The 16,032-nt window shown below is 63.0% G+C and carries 17 protein-coding genes; 8 read left to right on the top strand and 9 right to left on the bottom strand.

Annotation, left to right across the window (positions count from 1 at the left end; genetic code table 11):
* From BQ7477_RS11180 to BQ7477_RS00310, 6 genes are all read left to right on the top strand, one after another.
* On the top strand, window positions 1-964 hold a 964-nt coding region (locus BQ7477_RS11180), incomplete at its 5' end, for a hypothetical protein (protein WP_159430565.1).
* 118 nt (window positions 965-1,082) lie between these two features.
* A complete protein-coding gene (locus tag BQ7477_RS11935) occupies window positions 1,083-1,394 on the top strand; it encodes a hypothetical protein (RefSeq protein WP_200783436.1) in 312 nt (103 codons plus the stop codon).
* The gene (locus BQ7477_RS00325) at window positions 1,391-1,870 is read left to right on the top strand and encodes a hypothetical protein (protein WP_073982374.1); all 480 of its coding nucleotides are present in this window, start codon (window positions 1,391-1,393) and stop codon (window positions 1,868-1,870) included. The genes BQ7477_RS11935 and BQ7477_RS00325 overlap by 4 nt, the downstream gene beginning before the upstream one ends.
* Window positions 1,867-2,640, top strand: coding sequence for a hypothetical protein (locus BQ7477_RS00320; protein ID WP_073982373.1), 774 nt, complete (start codon window positions 1,867-1,869; stop codon window positions 2,638-2,640). The genes BQ7477_RS00325 and BQ7477_RS00320 overlap by 4 nt, the downstream gene beginning before the upstream one ends.
* Complete coding sequence (locus tag BQ7477_RS00315) at window positions 2,637-2,927, top strand: hypothetical protein (protein ID WP_073982372.1); 291 nt, start codon at window positions 2,637-2,639, stop codon at window positions 2,925-2,927. The genes BQ7477_RS00320 and BQ7477_RS00315 overlap by 4 nt, the downstream gene beginning before the upstream one ends.
* A gap of 223 nt (window positions 2,928-3,150) precedes the next feature.
* Complete coding sequence (locus BQ7477_RS00310; protein WP_073982371.1) at window positions 3,151-3,459, top strand: hypothetical protein; 309 nt, start codon at window positions 3,151-3,153, stop codon at window positions 3,457-3,459.
* 43 nt (window positions 3,460-3,502) lie between these two features.
* Here BQ7477_RS00310 and BQ7477_RS00305 read toward each other — a convergent pair whose 3' ends face one another.
* From BQ7477_RS00305 to glmS, 3 genes are all read right to left on the bottom strand, one after another.
* Complete coding sequence (locus BQ7477_RS00305; protein ID WP_478209441.1) at window positions 3,503-4,171, bottom strand: NAD(P)H-hydrate epimerase; 669 nt, start codon at window positions 4,169-4,171, stop codon at window positions 3,503-3,505.
* Window positions 4,172-5,677: 1,506 nt separating this feature from the next.
* Entirely contained in the window at window positions 5,678-6,466 is a 789-nt protein-coding gene (locus tag BQ7477_RS00300) for a GRP family sugar transporter (protein ID WP_478209440.1), read from the bottom strand.
* A gap of 381 nt (window positions 6,467-6,847) precedes the next feature.
* The gene (gene glmS / locus BQ7477_RS00295) at window positions 6,848-8,761 is read right to left on the bottom strand and encodes a glutamine--fructose-6-phosphate transaminase (isomerizing) (RefSeq protein ID WP_073982369.1); all 1,914 of its coding nucleotides are present in this window, start codon (window positions 8,759-8,761) and stop codon (window positions 6,848-6,850) included.
* 77 nt (window positions 8,762-8,838) lie between these two features.
* On the opposite strand from glmS, the gene coaA reads away from it, so the two are divergent.
* Window positions 8,839-9,888, top strand: coding sequence for a type I pantothenate kinase (coaA, locus tag BQ7477_RS00290; RefSeq protein ID WP_073982368.1), 1,050 nt, complete (start codon window positions 8,839-8,841; stop codon window positions 9,886-9,888).
* A 42-nt stretch (window positions 9,889-9,930) separates the two neighbouring features.
* Window positions 9,931-10,872 (top strand): hypothetical protein, encoded by a 942-nt coding sequence (locus BQ7477_RS00285; RefSeq protein WP_073982367.1) that lies wholly within the window; start codon window positions 9,931-9,933, stop codon window positions 10,870-10,872.
* Between the two features lie 107 nt (window positions 10,873-10,979).
* On the opposite strand, the gene glmM is transcribed toward BQ7477_RS00285, so the two are convergent.
* From glmM to rplQ, 6 genes are all read right to left on the bottom strand, one after another.
* Complete coding sequence (glmM, locus tag BQ7477_RS00280; RefSeq protein WP_073982366.1) at window positions 10,980-12,332, bottom strand: phosphoglucosamine mutase; 1,353 nt, start codon at window positions 12,330-12,332, stop codon at window positions 10,980-10,982.
* A 179-nt stretch (window positions 12,333-12,511) separates the two neighbouring features.
* Window positions 12,512-13,003 (bottom strand): 30S ribosomal protein S9, encoded by a 492-nt coding sequence (rpsI, locus tag BQ7477_RS00275; RefSeq protein WP_073982365.1) that lies wholly within the window; start codon window positions 13,001-13,003, stop codon window positions 12,512-12,514.
* 38 nt (window positions 13,004-13,041) lie between these two features.
* On the bottom strand, window positions 13,042-13,485 hold the full coding sequence (gene rplM, locus BQ7477_RS00270) for a 50S ribosomal protein L13 (RefSeq protein ID WP_073982364.1): 444 nt from the start codon (window positions 13,483-13,485) through the stop codon (window positions 13,042-13,044).
* A 203-nt stretch (window positions 13,486-13,688) separates the two neighbouring features.
* Window positions 13,689-14,597 (bottom strand): tRNA pseudouridine synthase A, encoded by a 909-nt coding sequence (locus BQ7477_RS00265; RefSeq protein ID WP_073982363.1) that lies wholly within the window; start codon window positions 14,595-14,597, stop codon window positions 13,689-13,691.
* Window positions 14,594-15,343, bottom strand: coding sequence for an ROK family protein (locus BQ7477_RS00260; protein ID WP_073982362.1), 750 nt, complete (start codon window positions 15,341-15,343; stop codon window positions 14,594-14,596). Before BQ7477_RS00260 ends, BQ7477_RS00265 begins: the two co-directional genes overlap by 4 nt.
* 85 nt (window positions 15,344-15,428) lie before the next feature.
* Window positions 15,429-16,010: a 50S ribosomal protein L17 gene (gene rplQ / locus BQ7477_RS00255; protein ID WP_073982361.1), complete on the bottom strand. Its 582-nt coding sequence runs from the start codon at window positions 16,008-16,010 to the stop codon at window positions 15,429-15,431.
* Between the last annotated feature and the right edge of the window lie 22 nt (window positions 16,011-16,032).

The following is a 16,032-nucleotide window of genomic DNA, read 5'->3' as shown; positions in this document are numbered from 1 at the left end:
CTCGAGTCTATCCGACGTGTGCGCGGACGTAAGCGCACAGGCCGCGAAGCTCCGTTCTGCCCTTGGCTCCTTCGCGGGCGCGATGGGCGTCGTACGCGAGAAGTATAAGGAGCTCGTCACCGATGCGCAGGCAGCTGGTCTCTTAGTCAGTGGCGACTACACAAATTGCACGGTCACGCTTCAGGCTAACGCGCCCTCTGCGAACGTCAGCTCCTACTACTCCGCTCGCTCACAGCTCAGTGGCGTTCAGAGCCTACAGCGCACAGCAGAGCAAGAGTTTGCCACTGCTCTGAGCAACGTGGACGCAACCATATGGGACAAAACTCTTCGGGCGCTCATGGACCAGTTCAAGGGGAACTTCATTCCCAGTTCCGAACATCCCCTTGCCACGGCGCCGGGCGTCGCAGGCGGTTGGGCTGACCTTGTTAGCAACACGTGGCGCGCTGGGCACGCGTGGTTCCATAACGGCCACTATGCCCCTCCCGAGGACTTTGCGCAGTTATCGAAGTGGAAACAGTTCACCGCGAAAGGCGACCTGTCCAATTGGACACGATACGGAATGCACCGCGCGGGCGAGGCTCCGAAGATACCCGGTGCCGTCGAAGGACTCGAAAAGGTCGGCAAGGTAGCCGGTGTCGTCGGAGCCGTCGCAGAAGGCGGCATCAACGCCTACAACTCCTACCAGTCCGACACCATCAACCATCCGGACATGGGTGAAGGTGAGAAGATCACGCGCGCCGGAGTCAAGGGGGTTGCGACGGGTGTCGCCAGTTGGGCCGGCGCGACCTACGGTGCGGAGCTGGGGGCCACGATCGGCGCGGCGGGCGGACCGGTCGGTATTGTTGTCGGAGGCGTCATCGGAGGTGTCGTCGGCGGATTCGTAGCAAGCAAGGCCGGCGGTATGTTAGCTGATTATGCTAACGATCACCTGGTGAGTCGCGTCGCCAAGTGGTTTGGAGGATAGCGATATGTGGTTTTCTGTTGCGGGAGCGGTTCTCGGCGCGCTCATTGTCCATGCGTGGTGGATGGAGACGTACACTGATTCGCCGCTTGCCAGGTCGTGGCGGAGGATGTCTGCGGCAATGTCCCCCACGCGCAACGCACAGGCGATGCTGCGTCCCTGCACCGGGCTCATGCTTGTCTTCGGAGGGGTAGGTGTGGTCCTCGAGCAGGTCGGCGCACCGACACCGCTCCTTACCCTGTTCGCGTTCCTTGCCTTACTCTTCCTCGTTATTGGCGTGGTGTACCTGTTGCCCCTGCCGTTGCCTCGTTTCGCTGATCCGTATTATCAGTACTTGAAGCGTCACGGCCTGCTGGACGCAACGGGTAAGCCCCTCCCGGATGCAGACATTGAACGCATTCTTGCTCAGCGCGAAGGAGATACATTCTCATGACTTGTTCTTATCAGGCTCCCGATCGGTGGTCTGTGTTGCCCGAGGAGGCCTTCGCGGCTATCGCCCCGACTGGCACGCAGGCAGGCACGCGTGTCCTTGGTGGCTTGGCCGGTCCTCTTGACCCCACCCACAGTTTCGCGGCCACGATCATGACCGTGGCCACCACTATCCCTGACGATCAGGACGACGCGGTGGTCCTGGCCGACTCGGCGCGCCTGATTCGTCAAGACATCGGCGGTTTCATCATGCTGGAGGACATGGCGTGGCCCGCTACCCCGAGCGGCGCTTTCCTGCGCACCGGCATCTACATTGAGGGAACGGTACCCATCACGATGTGCCAGTGGGCGTGGGTCCACCGCTCCCAGGGCGGCCAGCGTTTCCTCGTCACGGCGACGGCCACGTCAACGACCGACCAGTTCCCCTTCGTTGCCGACGACATCGTCACCATCGTTCCCACCATTGAGGTCGCCCTATGAGCCCCAACGACTCCTTCCGCCCCGCCCTGAGCCTCCCCAGCGAACAGGCAATGGCATTCCTATCCCTGGCCCCGCGCAACATCCCCCAAGCCGACCAACTCAACACCGCCCGCGACCTGGGCCTTAGCACAACGCCCGCCGTCGACGGCAACGGCTTCAGCGAAACGGCGGTGGCCCTGTGGGAACCCATGAACCAGGCCAGCGCCATCATGACGATGGCGTCCCTAACCCCCACCCAACCAACCCACCGCAACCTACGAATTTGGCTGGGCCGCCCCTACGCCACTGTCGCTCGCGCGCGGGGTGAAAAGATCCACGTCTACCGTATCGACACCGAGGAAATCCCCCACGTCGTCGCCGCGAACTCCCCGCTCGGCCCGCGCCCCGAGACCTTCGACGGACCGCCCTACCTGCCCACAGAGTTCATCGAGGCCGCCACCGACGGCAACCTTGACACCGCCCAGGCCATTTTGTCCCACCTAACCACCTTCGGGCCCGCTAGCTCTCTCTTCTCCCATGCCCTGCTCAACGGCCATTGGGAATACACCACCTGGACCCGCGACAATATCACCCCCAACGGCGTGGTCCCCTGGGCTACACTCAGTGCCCTCTCTACCCCCACGGGTTCCTACCTGGTCACTCCACCACAGGACGATTCTTCCGACGAGCAAGCCACTATGGAACCCGTCCTCCAAACCGTCCTGTGGGGGCAGCTTGCACAACTCTTCACGCCCCACTCTGGCGATACAAAGGATAGTGAACCGGCATGATTTCGTGGGATTTCGGTGAAGTGAGCAAAGCCCAACAAGACGCCGCCTCGGCACAGACGACGATGCAAGAGATCACGCTCAATTCGCCCGCAACAGGCAGCGAGCATCAAGCTACCCTGGATGAGAAGGTCAACAAGATCACGCATGCCGTGAGCGTTATAGCGCAGGTTCTCGGCTTCATGCAAGAGGGAGTAGACCGCGCGGACAAAGCATTTCGAGAAATCGACGATAAAAATAAAGCCGACATCGTAGCATCCGTACGCTACCTCACGGCATCACGAAAGTAACCAAGGTGATACGAACGAACAATTGGACCAACCCGACGCTGCGCGCATACCCACTCAAGGGACCATATAGCTGACGGAGCGTGTAGGGCGTTCGGAAAGGACACGAAACATGTGGGGCGGAATTGGCTGCGTAGTGTTTGGTTGCCTCCTTATTCATGCGTGGTGGTTCGAGACATACACAGACTCGCCACTTGCCAGATCGTGGCGGAGGATGTCTGCGGCAATGTCCCCCACGCGCAGCGCTCAAGCAATACTGCGCCCCTGCGTCGGCCTCATGTTCCTCGGTGCCGGATTTGGGATGCTCCTGCAGAAGATCGGAGCTCCCACATTCCTCTGGTACTCGTTCGGGGCTGCTGGTCTGCTCGCCCTTGTCATTGGTGTCGTGTATTTGTTGCCGTTTCCTCTGCCTCGTTTTGCTGATCCGTATTATCAGTACTTGAAGCGTCACGGCCTACTAGACGCAACGGGTAAGCCCCTCCCAGATGCAGACATTGAACGCATTCTCGCAGAACGCGGCGGAGACACATTCTGATAACTGTTCTGTCAGGCCCCCGCATTCCTGAACAAGGCCGACGTCACCAAACCGCAACGGGCCGCCGTGACAACGACGAACGGGCGCGCGGCCGGGAATCCCGGTGCCGCGCACCCGCCTCGCTCAGGTGGAGGCCCGTCANGGCGCTCGCACCGTCGTCGGGTGGTAGGAAACCGCTCAGCCCCGTCCATTCCATCTCGATAAGAGACAGCGCGCCGCAGTATTGCGCGGCGGGCGCCAGGATCTGGGCGCGCTTGAAGGTGCCCACGGCCATCGTGTGCGTGGCACGCATGACGGCGCCCTTCACCCGACCTTCATCGTCAGTCAGGCCCGACGGCACATCAATCGACACAACGGCGGGGCGCGTCAGGCTCGAGAATCCGTTGAGATACTCAACAGCCTCAGCGAGGTTCCCCTTGAGGGCCCCCTTCCCACCGATGCCAACGATGCCGTCGATCCACACTTTCGCGAATGCCACCAGGGAAAGTTGTGGAGAGTCAAAGATCGTAGTGATCGAACCACCTTTGAGGTCCGTGACCTGTACCCCGGCTTGTCTGGCGGCGCGCAGAGCACGGGTATGGCGCTTGCGCTTGAGCAGGATCGCCGCCACCGAGAGACCCATATCGGCCAGTGTCGCGCAGGCGTAGAGTGCATCGCCACCGTTGTCGCCTCCACCGACGAAGGCAACAACGTCCACCCGCGGGCCTGGCATGACGGGTCCGTGAGATTCGTTCGGCAGAGGGGCCGCGTCTGCCACGAGAAGGGCAACACGGTGCGCAACCGCGTCACCAACCTGGCGCATGTACAGGTCCGGGTCATCGATCTGCGCGGCCTCGCAGACAAACTGTTCTTCGATTGCGCGCGCCTGCTCGAATGTCACAGATGGACCATCAAGTGTTAACATGCGCACATTGTTTCACAATAATCTTCATCACGGCCTGCCTACTGAATCTTTCGTTGGCCCGATGCGTCGCCATCGCCTGCAGACGTGTCATCGAGTGCGAGCGTTGCACTACAGGTGAGAGAATGACGACGCATGCGAGAACAACCAGTGGACAACCGAAGGGACGGATTCATCCTCGCAGGATGGACGAAGTCTTCGCACAGAGCAACCGAGCGGTGTAAACTACCGAATGTTAAAGTTCCGTGCGCTGTAGAGAAATCGGGAGTTTACCCATGGAATGCACACCGTCCGAGGCAACGCAATGAGCACGCCATGCCCCTCACCTGGCCCCGCCCCGAACGCGACCCCGAACGCGGAGCAGTCATTTTCATGGGCTTTCTCGGTAGATCCCAACGCCGCATCGGCAGCTGATTCTCAGTTCACTACTTTTGACCAGAAGCTGACAGACGCCGATACTAACATCCGAGGGGCAAGGGACCTCATGTCGCATCAAAGCGCGACGTGTGTCCCGGTCATCACGGATGATTACTCGAGTCTATCCGACGTGTGCGCGGACGTAAGCGCACAGGCCGCGAAGCTCCGTTCTGCCCTTGGCTCCTTCGCGGGCGCGATGGGCGTCGTACGCGAGAAGTATAAGGAGCTCGTCACCGATGCGCAGGCAGCTGGTCTCTTAGTCAGTGGCGACTACACAAATTGCACGGTCACGCTTCAGGCTAACGCGCCCTCTGCGAACGTCAGCTCCTACTACTCCGCTCGCTCACAGCTCAGTGGCGTTCAGAGCCTACAGCGCACAGCAGAGCAAGAGTTTGCCACTGCTCTGAGCAACGTGGACGCAACCATATGGGACAAAACTCTTCGGGCGCTCATGGACCAGTTCAAGGGGAACTTCATTCCCAGTTCCGAACATCCCCTTGCCACGGCGCCGGGCGTCGCAGGCGGTTGGGCTGACCTTGTTAGCAACACGTGGCGCGCTGGGCACGCGTGGTTCCATAACGGCCACTATGCCCCTCCCGAGGACTTTGCGCAGTTATCGAAGTGGAAACAGTTCACCGCGAAAGGCGACCTGTCCAATTGGACACGATACGGAATGCACCGCGCGGGCGAGGCTCCGAAGATACCCGGTGCCGTCGAAGGACTCGAAAAGGTCGGCAAGGTAGCCGGTGTCGTCGGAGCCGTCGCAGAAGGCGGCATCAACGCCTACAACTCCTACCAGTCCGACACCATCAACCATCCGGACATGGGTGAAGGTGAGAAGATCACGCGCGCCGGAGTCAAGGGGGTTGCGACGGGTGTCGCCAGTTGGGCCGGCGCGACCTACGGTGCGGAGCTGGGGGCCACGATCGGCGCGGCGGGNTCCTTGCGCGTGCGGGTCTCGTGGAGCCAGAGGATTCCCAGAGGCGTCGAGATCAGGATTCCCAGCTGGGAGAGCGTGAAGCCGGTGCCCGCCCCCAGGTTGTTCGAGTTGAGCTGAAGGAGCAGGATCGCGGTGCCCCACAGGACGCCGTTGAAGGTCGAGGGGAGCATACGGCGGTGGCGCAGCGAATCCTCAGGGTCGACGCCGCCGCGCCCCTGGATCGCGAAGAAGATCGCGCAGTACACGGTGTAGCCGATCGCCTGAGGCAGCAGGAACTCGGCGGGCTGGATGCCGAACCACTTGATGATGAGCGGGAAAGCGACGAGGCCCAGCGTGGAGGTCGTCAGCAGGAACGCGCCGCGCTTCCAGTCCAGCGACGCCGCGTCAGAGCCCGACTCGGAGCGGGACAGAAACCAGATGCCGACAATCAGGACGATGATCGCGGCGATACCGTAGGGCAGCGCCCCGCCGTGGAGCCACTCGCCGAAGATCGCGATGCCCGCCAGGGACATGAGGACCAGCTGACCGCCGGTCGACAGCGGCATCGTGCGGCTCATACCCAGGACCGAATAGGAGCGCAGTTGGTCGCACACGCCGACGCCCAGGAGCAGGCCGGTCAGGAAGGAGACGCCCAGGTTCAGCGGCGTCCACGCGGGGTGCAGGAAGGGAGTGGCGACGGCGGCCATGAGCAGGCCGCCGAGGACGGCGCCCATGACTCGCTGGCGGTCCGAGCCGCCGGTCTTGCCCATGAGCGTCGTGGCGACGCCAAAGAAGACAGAGGGCAGGATGCCGATAAGGATCGTGGACAGGGTCATGTGCGCACCTCCTGGGGTGGTCGCGGCCCCGATTGACGAGGCCGGAGCTTGCTTGTGTTGTTGAGCGCGGCGGGCTGGCCGCCACCTCTTCCACGCTAGTCGAAACCTGCCCCACCTGTGCACAGCCAATCACGGTTTTGGCTACTGTTTCACAGGCTCACCGTCAATCCGTTCACCGGATCAGCTCTCATCAATGGTGCAGCACACTCAGGTGTGGGTGACCGCTGCCCAGCCACACGACGCAGCCCGGGCCTCGTCCCTGGATGAGGAACGAGGCCCGGGAACGTTCACGGGGCGCCCACCCCGCGCGGGTGGCTATTCCACGGTCACGGACTTGGCAAGGTTGCGCGGCTGGTCGACGTCCAGCCCCTTGACTGTGGCGAGTTCGCACGCGAAAATCTGCAGCGGCACGACGGTCAGGAGTGGCGCGTACAGGGTCGGCACGGGGGGCACGCGGAAAACGACCTCTGCGAACTCATCGACGGAGGTGTCCCCTTCCTCGGCGACCACGATCGTGCGGGCGCCGCGAGCGCGGACCTCGGCGATGTTGGCCAGGACCTTACCGTGCAGCTCGGGGCGGCGCGGGGTCGGCACGATGACGATGACGGGCTGCCCCTCGTCCACCAGGGCGATGGGGCCGTGTTTGAGTTCTCCGGCGGCGAAGCCTTCGGCGTGAATGTAGCAGATTTCCTTGAGTTTCAGCGCCCCTTCGAGGGCGACAGGGAAGCCGACGTGGCGGCCCAGGTAGATGACAGAGGTCGCGTCTTGCATCGTGCGGGCGAACTGACGGACCGTCTCTCCGTTCTCCAGGATACGGGCGATGGCGTCAGGTACGCGGGCGAGTTTGTCCATGTAGTCGGCAATCTCATCGGCGTACTTGTTGCCGCGCACCTGCGCCAAGTACAGGCCCAAGATGTAACATGCAGCGACTTGCGCGGTAAAGGCCTTCGTGGAGGCGACAGCGATTTCGGGACCCGCGTGGGTGAGGATCACAGCGTCCGACTCTCGTGAGATCGTTGAGCCGGGCGTGTTGACGATGGCGACGACCTTCGCTCCCTGTTCGCGGGCATGACGGATCGCCTGAATGGTGTCCATGGTTTCGCCGCTCTGGGAGATGGCGACGACCAGCGTTTTCTCGCCGACGACCGGGTCGCGGTAACGGAATTCGCTGGAGAGCTCGACCTCGACGGGGATGCGGCACCAGTGCTCAATGGCGTAGCGGGCGACTTGTCCCGCGTAAGAGGCGGTGCCACAGCCGATCATGATGACCTTGTCGACTGAGCGCAGAACGTGCTCAGGGATGCGCACCTCGTCCAGGGCCAGGTGGCCGTGGGAGTCGATACGGTCAGCCAGTGTCGCGCGCACGGCGTCGGGCTGCTCGTGGATTTCCTTCTCCATGAAGGTCGGCCAGCCGTTCTTGGTGGCGCGATCCGAAGAGAAGTCAACCTCGTACTCCTTAAGGGCAACGGGACTTCCGTCGGGGTCGATGACGGTCACGTCGGTCGCGGATACGACGACGACCTGATCCTGACCGATCTCGACGGCGCGGTTCGTGTGCTCAACGAAGGCCAGCACGTCGGACCCCAGGAAGTTCTCTCCCTCGCCCAGGCCGATAACCAGCGGGGAGGAGCGGCGGGCAGCGACGATGACGTTCGGCGACTGGTTGGAGACAACCAGTAGCGTGAACGTGCCGTGCAGCTGTTCGGTGACCGCGCGCATCGCACCAACGAGTCGGCGGGCGACCTCCTCGTCGGCACCAGTTAGTCCGGCGACCGGCCCCAGGTACGAGGCCGGGGTAACGTCGTCGTAAGCGCGCGCCAACAGGTGGACGACGACCTCGGTGTCGGTCTCGGAGGCGAAAGCCTCGCCGTCAGCGATGAGGGCTGCTCGCAGGATGTCCGCGTTTTCGATGATGCCGTTATGCACGAGCGCGAAGCGCCCGTCGGGACTCATCTGGGGGTGAGCGTTAGCGACCGTGGGGCGCCCGTGGGTGGCCCACCGCGTGTGCCCGATGCCGGCAATCGCGTCGATGGGACCATCCGCGTCGACTTCCTCGATCAGGTTCACGAGCTTGCCGACCGCGCGGCGCACGTACAGGCCGCTGTCGGAGGCAAGGGCGATACCCGCCGAGTCATAACCGCGATACTCCAGGCGTGCCAGCCCGCCGAGGACTACCTCACGACTGCGCTGGGACGCCTTACATCCAATATGTCCAACAATTCCGCACATGCCTCTAATTCCAACACATCCGCCCCCACCCGGCATCACGAACGTGTGTCGCTTCACGTGACGCACGTGTGTTGCACATGGCGCGCGCAGGGGCACGAGTGAGGGACAATAAGCCCGTGAGCACCACTGACGCTTCCTCGCCCAACGCAGCCCCGGCCTCGTCGGAAACAACCCCGAACGTTGGATGGCGAGCAAACCCCAGCCCCTACGCGCGCTTCGACCGACGCACCTGGGACGCCCTAGCGGACCGCACTCCCCTGCCACTGACGCAAGACGACATCGATCAGATCGCGTCCCTCGGCGACCCCATCGACATGACCGAAGTCAACGCGATCTACCGACCACTGTCCGCTCTTCTCCAGCTTTACATCGACGGGCGCAAGCGCATCTCAGCGGAGCGCCACGCATTCCTGGGCGAACCCGACGCCCACTCCACACCCTTCGTCATCGGCATCGCCGGGTCGGTTGCAGTCGGCAAGTCCACCGTCGCGCGTCTCCTCCAGCTCCTCCTCTCGCGTTGGGACTCCACCCCGCGGGTCGACCTAGTGACAACCGACGGTTTCCTCTACCCCAACCGTACTCTCCAGGAACGCTCACTGATCGCCCGCAAAGGATTCCCCGAATCCTACGACCGCGCCGCTCTCATCTCCTTTCTCGCAGCCGTCAAAGCGGGGAAGCCTCACGCGAAGGCACCCGTCTACTCCCACGTCACCTACGACATCGTGCCCGGCACCTCCATCGACGTGGACCGGCCCGACATTCTCATCGTCGAGGGCCTCAACGTCCTCCAACCCCCGCGCTCGACGCCCGGTTCCATCTCGGTTGCCGTCTCCGACTACTTCGATTTCTCCATCTACGTCGATGCCGACGAGTTGCACATCGAACAGTGGTACGTCGACCGCTTCCTGAAACTGCGCGCAACCGCTTTCTCACGCGAGGACTCCTTCTTCAAAACCTACGCATCCCTGACCGACACCGAAGCCGTTTCCACCGCCCACATGGTGTGGAACGCGATCAACCTGCCAAACCTTCGCGAAAACATCCAGCCCACCCGCGAGCGCGCCACACTCATCTTCACCAAGGGCGCCAACCACCGAGTCGAATCCCTCGCGATCCGCAAGGACTAACCCTCATCTACAGTGCCCGCGGGCGCACTGTAGAATCGGACCATGGAGCGACCGGAACTCGTCGAACACACCTTATCCTTCCTCATCCGGCGACTGCACGACGCCGGAATCGAGGCAACTGCGACCGTCGACCCGACGACGGACCAGTCGGCGCTGGTGCTCGAAGATGGCGGCCTCCTAAGCGTCGAAAACCTCGTCAACGAACTCGCAGTGTCGGCCCCTGCCACGCACACGGAACGGATCGAACGCTGGGTTGCCTTCGTCATCGAGTTTGGCCGCGTCACCAAGACGCCGATCACTGACCCCGACGAATTGCGTGGGCGCGTGCGCACCCGCATCCTCGCCCCGGATCTAGCCGCCAATACTCACTTCAGTTACACGCGTCCCTTCCCCGGCGGCCTCGCTCTGGGCCTGTGCCTCGACTTCCCGAGCACGGTCACCACAATCACGGATAACGAACTCGCGCAACTCCCCCTGTCAGCAGACGAACTCTTTCACTACGGCCAGATCAACACCGACAACGAACCCATCGACGAGTCCGCTTGCGCGGGTCCCTTCACCGGAATCGCCGGGGAATCGCTGTTCATCGCATCGAAAGCTGCACACGTCGCCAACCTGGTCGCAACACTGCACATCGACGCACCCCACGGCTTGTTCCTATCGATCCCCGAACGCTCTGTCCTCCTGTACGCGCCCGCCGACCCTTCCTCCATCACCCAGCAGTACCTTCGCCTCCTCGACTATCTTCGCATAGACTTCATGCGGCGATTCCAAGCCACCCCTTCGCACACGCTCAGCAAGGACCTGTTCTACTGCGCTCCCGACGGCGAGTTCGGTGTCATCACCCGTGGCAACCACCCCGACGTTCAGGAGCTTTTCACGACCCCAAATCTGGCCGCGGACCGGCTCGTGGAGCTTGCCGTGAAAAACATGAACTTCTTCGATGGTTTCCGGTCCCGCTTCTACCCCTCGAACATGTCCTGACGGCCAACGCGTTGGTATCAACGGCGACGAGAGGGACAACGCCCACGCGATACGCGGTGGGCGGGCGCCAACCGGCACCCGCCCACCGCGCTGTAGAAAAGCAACGCTTACAGCGACAAATTCTCCTTGACGACGTCAGCCAGCGAGCTAGCCACGGCGTCAGCTTCTTCCTGAGTGGCAGCCTCAACCATGACGCGCACAAGAGGCTCCGTGCCCGAGGGACGCAGGAGCACACGTCCCGTCTCACCAAGACGCGCCTCAGCAGCAGCCACAGCATCAGCTACAGCCTGGTTCGTGGCAGCAGCGCCACGATCGACGCCGCCAACATTAATGAGGGTCTGAGGCAGTCGCTTGACGAAAGACGTGAGATCAGCCAGTGAACGACCTGACTCCTTGACCATACGCGACACAAGCAGAGAAGAGAGAATACCGTCACCGGTTGTCGCATGGTCGCGGGCGATGATATGCCCAGACTGCTCCCCGCCGAGACAATACCCGGATGCCAGCATCTCCTCCAGCACGTAGCGGTCACCGACACCCGTCTGCACGGTCCTGATACCCGCCTCACGCATCGCGATCAGCAGGCCCAGGTTGCTCATGACGGTCACGACCAGCGTGTCCTTCGCGAGGGCACCGCGGCTACGCGCGTTCACGGCCAGAGCACCCATGATCTTGTCGCCGTCAATGAGATGACCCTCGTGGTCGACAGCCAGACACCGATCCGCATCCCCGTCGTACGCGACACCGAAGTCGCATCCCGACTCCACCACCGCTGCCTGCAATCCTTCGGGGTGAGTAGAACCGGCATTCAGGTTGATGTTGCGTCCGTCCGGGGACGCATTGATGACAGTGATGTCCGCGCCGAGTTCACGGAACACAGCCGGAGCAAACTCGTACGCAGCGCCATTCGCGCAGTCAATGGCGATCTTCATGCCACGCAGGTCCGTGCCAATCGCCTTAATCAGGTGTTCAAGGTAGGACTCGCGAGCCCACGCGTGGTTCGCATTAACGCCCCCCACGGAAGCGCCAGTCGGACGATCCCACTGCACGCCCACGAGCGCCTCGATCTGGTCCTCAACCGCATCGGCGAGCTTGTAGCCACCGTGAGCGAAGAACTTGATGCCGTTGTCCTGCATCGGATTATGAGACGCCGAAATCATGACACCCAGGTCCACAGTGTCCTCGGTGGCTGTCAGATGCGCGACGGTCGGCGTGGTAACAACACCAATACGCGTCACATCCATGCCAGCGCTCGCCAGACCCGCCGCAAGAGCATGGTCAAGGAACTCGCCAGAAATACGCGTATCACGACCAATGATCGCCCGTGGCTTCGAACCGTCCGCTCGCGCCCTCCCACCGAACTGGCGGGCAGCTGCCTCGCCAAGCTGCAGCGCGAGTTCCGCTGTAATGTCAACGTTCGCCAGTCCTCGCACGCCATCCGTGCCAAACATCCTGGGCATAGCTTCTCCGTTCAGTGGGTCATACGACAGCACTAAGAGTACCGCGACTACGCTCACTCATTCACACGAGGCCAGCGCACGGACAGGAAAGGCACGCATCCCACGGCACACAGATGGGCAAACGAAAGCCGCGCCCCGCTGTCGCGGGGCGCGGCCAACGCAACGGTTGCCCGATACGATCAGCGCTTCGAGAACTGCGAAGCCTTGCGGGCCTTCTTCAGGCCAGCCTTCTTACGCTCGGTGGCGCGGGCGTCGCGGGTCAGGAAGCCAGCCTTCTTCAGGGCCGGACGGTTCGCGTCGCGGTCAATCTCGTTGAGTGCGCGCGACACGCCGAGGCGCAGAGCACCGGCCTGGCCGGAGACGCCGCCACCGTTGATGCGGGCAACGACGTCGAAACGACCGTCAATGTCGAGCAGCACGAAAGGCGACTTCACCAGCTGCTGGTGCAACTTGTTGGGGAAGTAATCCTCGAGGGTGCGACCGTTGATGGTCCACTTGCCGGAGCCAGGAACCAAACGAACGCGGGCGACGGCCTCCTTGCGGCGACCCAGGCCCGCGCCGGGCGCAGTGATGGACTGGCCGGCACCCGCGGGGGCCGACTCGGTCTCGGACGTGTAAGAGCTGGGGACGACTTCCTCATCCAGCTCAGCGGAAACGATGGTCTCAGCCACGGTTCTCCTCAGTGTAAAAGGTGCTCAGCGACCACAGGTCACTGCGCGACCTGGGTCAGTTCGTAGGGAACCGGCGACTGGCCGGCATGGGGGTGCTCCGGGCCAGCGTAGACGTGCAGCTTCTTGAACTGCGCGCGGCCGAGGGAGTTGTGAGGAAGCATGCCCTTAACAGCCTTCTCAACGGCGCGCTCGGGCGCCGCGGCGAGGAGGTCACGGTAGGCGGTCGCGGTCAGGCCACCGGGACGACCGGAGTGGCGGTACGCCATCTTCTGGTCGAGCTTCTTGCCGGTCAGGGCAACCTTGTCCGCGTTGATAATGATGACGTAGTCGCCCATGTCCATATGAGGGGCAAACGTCGGCTTGTGCTTCCCACGAAGGAGGGCAGCGGTCTGGGCTGCCAGGCGACCGAGGACGACGTCAGTGGCATCAATGACGTACCACTTCTTGTCCGCGTCCCCAGGCTTGGGTGAATAGGTGCGCACGGGCGTAACCTTCAATTCTTGTTTGGTCATGGGACGCCGCGCCGAGTTTTCGGGGGCGTCCGCGATGAAACGGTTCGCGCGAGGCGTCGGCGAGCGCTCCTAGCGAGTGGGAGACACCAGGTACTCTGCCAACGCACAGCACTTGCCATATTATCGGCACGTGGGCCAACGGTCAAAGCACGTCGGCTACTGTGTCACATTCCTCAGCCGCCGTCGCTACAACAGCTGTCGCGCCTCGCACGGGTCTGGCTCGCTCGCGCCGCCCACTGGGTCGGGTCTGGGTAGTCGACACCTTCAAGTGTGAGCCCATGGGCTGGGGCAACCGGCGCAGCCTCACGACGCGAGCAGGCACGCAGGATCCGCGCCGGATAGCCGACATCACGCGCCCCCCGCCCGACGGGGAGGAGCGCCCCCACGAGCGAACGGACCATCGAATGGCAAAAAGCATCAGCCTCGACAGTAAAAACGAGGGTCCCCTCGAAGTCGCGCTCGGCACGCAGCGTGCGCAGCGTTCGGATCGTCGTGGCCCCCTCACGCGGACGACAGAACCCCAGAAAGTCGTGCTCCCCGAGGAGGGCAGCCCCCGCCTCGTTCATGGCGTCCTCATCAAGGGCACTATCAACCCACAGGCGATCCCACCTGCGCAGCGGTTCAGGTCGATCAGACACACGGTACGCGTAGCGACGTCCGAGCGCACTGAAGCGCGCGTCAAAGCTCGGATCGACGACCGCCGCCGAGTAGATGCGCACGTCGCACGTGCCGTGTGCAACGGCCACGCCGCGCGCACGCGCACGCTCCCCGTAGCGCCCCGAGAGGATTTTATTGAGGCGACGCACCAGTAACGAGGCCGTGGCCTCCTCCCCGCCCGGTCCACGCCGAGGAACCAACCGCGCCCAGACCTCGTCGTCGACATCGAGGTGACAGACCTGGTGGCGCGCGTGCACCCCCGCATCGGTGCGACCGGCGACCGTCGTCACGACGTCCTCGCGCGAGACCATCGCGAGCGCCGCCTCAATCTCACCCTGGACGGTACGCAGCCCAGGCTGGGCGGCCCACCCGCGAAAGTCCGTGCCGTCGTAGCCGAGGTCCAGGCGCAGGCGGCGAGCGCTCACAGCTCCCACGCCCGCACGCCGCCGATGATGCCCGCATCGTTAGGCACGACGATGACGTCCTCGCCCATCAGGCGCAGGTTCGAAGCCGTGATGCGCTTCGAGTTACCGCCACCCAAGTAGAGGCGATCCCACATATACATAGGACGCAAACCATCCACGACGCGACGAACCCGCCGCGACCAGTGCACGTCCCCCAGACGCAAACGCTCATGCTCACCAATGTAGTCGTCGTATGTTAAACCCCATCGAACCGGACCCTGCGACACCTCGACGTGGGGCGCCAACTGCCCCCCATCAAAAACCGCGTTACCCAAACCCGTGCCCAGCGTGATAATCATTTCCAGGCCCCGCCCCGTAATCGCACCGGCACCCGCAACCTCAGCGTCGTTAAGAACCTTCGTGGGCAAACCAAGAGCCGCCTCAATGGCCCGGCCCATGTCGAAATGATCCCAACGCTCCACCAGCTCAGGCAAGACACGCGACCGGGGACCATCACGCGTAATGTAGTGCGGCGTCGCAATAACGACACCGTGGCGAATCATGCCGGGCATCCCCATCGTCACACGCGTCGCAGGAGGCAACACCTTCGCCAGACCGACGACGGTCTCAACAAGCAGCTCGGGGGGCAAAGGGTAGGGAGTGGGCACCCTGCGTGCCGGAGCCATCATGGTCCCACGTTCATCCACAACGGAACCCTTGATACCCCCGCCACCGCAGTCAATCGCCAACGTCATCTCGCGAGTCATGCCTTCAGGCTACCGGATACGACGAGGGCCGGGCACCCCGTTGGGGATACCCGACCCTGCGCTCGCGCAACTCAGTGACGAGTCGTCACTTCTCCTCGGCGGCCTGCTCGGCGGCATCTTCAGCCTTGCCGGCCTCCTCAGCGATTTCCTCAGCCTCGTTAGCCTTGGCCAGATCGCCGTCCTCACGGGCCTCTTCGGCGCGCTCGGCGGCAGCCTCAGCGGCCTCCTCGGCCTCAGCGGCAACCTCGGCCTCAGCGGCCTTTTCAGCCGTCTTCTCGGCCGCCTTGACGACAGCCTTCTTCTCAACCTTTTCCATGACGAGCTCGATGCGCATCAGAGGGGCGTTGTCACCCTTGCGGTTGCCGACGCGAATCAGACGGGTGTAACCGCCGGCACGTTCGGAATCCATGGCGGGAACCAGTTCCTCGAACAGGATCGCAACGATGCCCTTGTTCGGGATCTTCTTCAGGACCGTACGGCGAGCGTGCTGATCGCCGCGCTTGGCCTTCGTGATGAGCTTCTCGACGTAGGGGCGCAGCATCTTGGCCTTCGCCTCCGTGGTCGTGAGGCCGCGGTGTTCAATGAGCTGAGCCGCCAGATTCGACAGAATCAGCTTCTGGTGTGCCGGGCTACCGCCCAGACGAGCACCCTTCTTGGGGGTGGGCATGTGTTTCTCCTACGGATTCAAT

It is taken from the genome of Actinomyces bouchesdurhonensis, from assembly GCF_900128465.1.
In the GTDB taxonomy this organism is placed as follows: domain Bacteria; phylum Actinomycetota; class Actinomycetes; order Actinomycetales; family Actinomycetaceae; genus Pauljensenia; species Pauljensenia bouchesdurhonensis.
Note: the sequence above shows the minus strand (reverse complement) of the source record. Positions and strands in the feature narration are given on the sequence as shown.